Raw genomic sequence first — 3,529 nt, 5'->3', positions numbered from 1 at the left:
TTCATCACGAACACCGTCTTCTGGAGGCCCCCGGGAAACCGGACTCCGACCCCGGAGGAGCAGCTCGTCTGCAAGCCCTTCGTTGAACAGGCCATCCGCCTGGTCCGCCCTAGATTGCTGCTCCTCGTCGGGGCCCCGGCCACCCGGAGCCTGCTCGATCAGACGGAGGGCATCAACCGCCTGCATGGTCGCTGGTTCGAGTGGCGGACAGCGGACGGGGACCTGGAAATACCGGCCCTGCCCACCTTTCACCCGGCCTTCCTGATGCGGACCCCCTCCGCCAAGGCCATGGCCTGGTCGGATCTCAAGATCTTCGCGGAGAGGCTCAACAGGCCGGCCCGCCCCTAGCTCAGCCGGCGATGCTGAGGCGCTGCGCCCCTCTGGAGGCCCTGGCCAGGGCGGACTCAAGCCTGACGCCCGGCGCAAGGGCCAGCAGTCGCGCCCGGGTGGTCACCAGCCCCTGGGGCGGGCCTGGAGACCATATCCCGAGGAAGGCGGGACCCGTGAGGGCGAGGCCCCGGCCGGCGGCGTCCGGATGCAGTGCGCTGACCTCCCGGCCAAGACGCTCGAGGGCGAAGCTGTCCAGACGCAGCTGTGCAGACGCCAGGAGGATCAGATCGCTCCGCGCTTCCCGAACCGCAACGCCGAGGCCACCCGGGAGCCGCCTGGCGCCTGCGTCCTGACAGAGTGCGGCGAGGGCCTCGCCATCACCTTCGGACTCCACAAGGATGACGTCCCGGATGAGGCCGCTCACCGCCCCGGGAACCAGGTCGGAGAGGAGGCCCGAGACAGCCTCGGGCGAGCCGCCGGAGTGAGTGATCACGGAAAGCATGGCTTCTAGAACCGTCCGGCTTCGGCCAGGTCAAGACCGCAGCCGCCAGGGGTTTCCCCTGGGGCCGCATTCCTGCAACCTTTCTCCCCGGCGTGTTCTCGCCGCGGACGGGCCCAGGGCCCGGGGAGATGCAGGTTGATCTTCTCGCCTTCACTCGCAGGTCGGGTGCTCGCAGGCCTCGCAGCGGCCTTCACCGTCGGGGCTGCGGGAGCCCGGGCGGAACCGCCGGAGCCTGCAGAACCGGTCTCCGCCTTCCGCGCGCTCTCGTCCAACATGGACGCCTATTGCAGCCGGATCTCGCTGATCCGGTCCGCCACCCGACGGGTCGACATCCAGACCTACATCCTGACCCCTGATATCACGGGCTCGGGCCTGATCCGCGAGTTGGAGGCGGCCGCCGCCAGGGGCGTCGCGATCCGGCTGCTTCTCGACGACTACGGGTCCCACGAGGCCAAACCCAGGCTGGACACCCTTCGCAGGACGCCGGGGGTCGAGATCCGCTATGTCAACGCCTCCCAGCACCGCGGGCTGGGCCGCCGGATCGACTACCTCCTGCGGTTCGGTCAGCTCAACAGGCGGATGCACAACAAGTCTTTCATCGTCGACGACCGTGCGGCGATCATCGGCGGCCGGAACATTGGCGACGTCTACTTCCGGCAGGGCGAGGTGAAGTTCGCCGACCTGGATGTCATTGTCGAAGGGCCGGTGGTGGCGGACCTTACCGGGGTCTTCGAGCTCTACTGGAACGCCCCCCTCGCCGCGCCGCTGGAGGCAATCGATCCGCTTCCCGCCCGGCCCAGGACGTTCCGCGATCCCTCGCCGGACCTTGCGCCCCGCTGCGAGGAAGGGGCCGAGCCCTCCGCCCCGTTCCAGTCCGCGCCCACCCTGGTGTTCTCGGACCCGCCCACCAAGCTCTATGCAAGGCCAGATACGCCGCATGCCTTCGATCCGATCCGGGAGCAGATCCAGCAGGAGATCGGCGCCCCGAGCCGCTCGCTGCTTGTGATCTCTCCCTACTTCATCCCGAGCGACGACTGGGTCGAAGGCCTGGTGGCGCTTCGGTCGCGAGGCGTCGACGTGCGGGTCCTGACCAATTCCGCCAAGGCGACCAACTCCACCCCTGTGCACGCCGCCTATTCCAAGTACCGCCGGGACCTGCTGGAGGGGGGGGTACGGCTGTTCGAGTTCAAGCCGACCGGCGAACCCGTCGAGGAACCCGATCTTGAGTTCGCCGGGCTGAGGTCGCGCTCGACCCTTCACGCCAAGACCTTCGCCGTGGATGGCGACAGGATCTTCGTGGGATCGTTCAACTTCGATCCGCGCTCCGTGAACCTGAATACCGAGATGGGTCTTGTCCTGCGCAGTCCGCCAGCAGCGCAAGGGGTGAAGGACTTCCTCGACACCGGCGCTCGCGCCAGCGCCTACGAACTGCGCGCGCAGGAAGGCCGCATCGTCTGGCTGGATACGGGTTCAGGTGAGGAAAAGGTCCTGAAACGTGAGCCTGGCCTCAACATCTTCGAAAAGGCCCTGCTGAGGCTGTTGGCCCTCGCACCTATCGAACACTTGCTCTGAACGCCTGACGGCGACTCAGACCGCCTGCTTGAGCGCTTCGCCCAGGCGGTCTTCCTTGAGCTTCTCGGCCACCAGGAAGGCCAGTTCGAGGGCCTGTTCGCCATTCAATCGCGGGTCGCAGTGGGTGTGATAGCGGTCCGCGAGATCGCCTTCCGAGAGAGCGCGGGCGCCGCCGAGGCACTCGGTGACGTTCTGCCCCGTCATCTCCAGATGGACGCCGCCAGGGTGCACGCCTTCAGCCCGGCAGATCTCGACGAAGCTCTTCACCTCGGAAAGGATCCGGTCGAACGGGCGGGTCTTGTAGCCCGTCGCGGCCGTGAGGGTGTTGCCGTGCATGGGGTCGATCGCCCAGACGACCCGCGCGCCGGCGGACCGGGTCGCCCTGAGAAGCGACGGCAGGCGGGCAGCGATCTTGTCGTGACCGAAGCGGCCGTAGAGGGTCAGTCTTCCAGGCTCGTTGGCCGGATTCAGGATTTCGACCAGCCGAAGGAGTTCGTCGGCCTCAAGCGTGGGTCCGACCTTCATGCCGATCGGATTGCGGATGCCGCGGAAGAACTCCACGTGGGCGCCGTCGGGCTGGCGGGTCCGCTCGCCGATCCACAGAAGGTGAGCGGAGGTGTCGTACCAGTCGCCGGAGGTGGAATCGACCCGCGTCATGGCTTCCTCGAAGCCCAGCAGCAGGGCCTCGTGGGAGGTGAAGAACTCCACCCTGTGAAGATCCGGATGGGTCTCGGGAGTGACGCCGATCGCGGCCATGAAGGTAAGGGCCTCGGTGATCTTCTCCGAGAGCGCGCGGTAGCGGGCGCCCTGAGGGCTGTCGCCCACGAATCCGAGGGTCCAGCGATGAATATTGTGCAGGTCGGCGTAGCCGCCCCCGGCGAAGGCCCGCAGCAGGTTCAGAGTCGAGGCGGACTGGGCGTAGGCCTGGAGCAGGCGCTGGGGATCCGGCGTCCGTGAAGCGGGGTCGAACTCCATGCCATTGATGATGTCGCCCCGGTAGGACGGCAGGGTCACGTCCCCGACGGTCTCGGTGGCGGAGGAGCGCGGCTTGGCGAACTGGCCGGCCATACGACCGACCTTCACCACCGGCTTGCCTCCGGCGAAGGTCAGCACCACCGCCATCTG

4 protein-coding genes are annotated in these 3,529 nt (G+C 67.5%); 2 read left to right on the top strand and 2 right to left on the bottom strand.

Features of this window, described 5'->3' with window-relative positions:
- The coding region (locus tag INE98_RS04125) for a uracil-DNA glycosylase (protein WP_293536804.1) at window positions 1-348 on the top strand (348 nt) is incomplete at its 5' end.
- Between the two features lies 1 nt (window position 349).
- Here the strand turns inward: INE98_RS04125 and INE98_RS04120 are convergent.
- Complete coding sequence (locus INE98_RS04120) at window positions 350-823, bottom strand: hypothetical protein (RefSeq protein ID WP_293536803.1); 474 nt, start codon at window positions 821-823, stop codon at window positions 350-352.
- 144 nt (window positions 824-967) lie between these two features.
- Between INE98_RS04120 and INE98_RS04115 the strand changes: the two genes are divergently transcribed.
- Complete coding sequence (locus tag INE98_RS04115) at window positions 968-2,404, top strand: phosphatidylserine/phosphatidylglycerophosphate/cardiolipin synthase family protein (protein WP_293536801.1); 1,437 nt, start codon at window positions 968-970, stop codon at window positions 2,402-2,404.
- 15 nt (window positions 2,405-2,419) lie between these two features.
- On the opposite strand, the gene INE98_RS04110 is transcribed toward INE98_RS04115, so the two are convergent.
- The coding region (locus INE98_RS04110) for a 3-deoxy-7-phosphoheptulonate synthase class II (protein ID WP_293536800.1) at window positions 2,420-3,529 on the bottom strand (1,110 nt) is incomplete at its 5' end.

The sequence above is a fragment of the Phenylobacterium sp. genome, from assembly GCF_020253645.1.
GTDB lineage: Bacteria > Pseudomonadota > Alphaproteobacteria > Caulobacterales > Caulobacteraceae > Phenylobacterium.
This window is presented reverse-complemented; position numbering and strand designations above follow the sequence as displayed.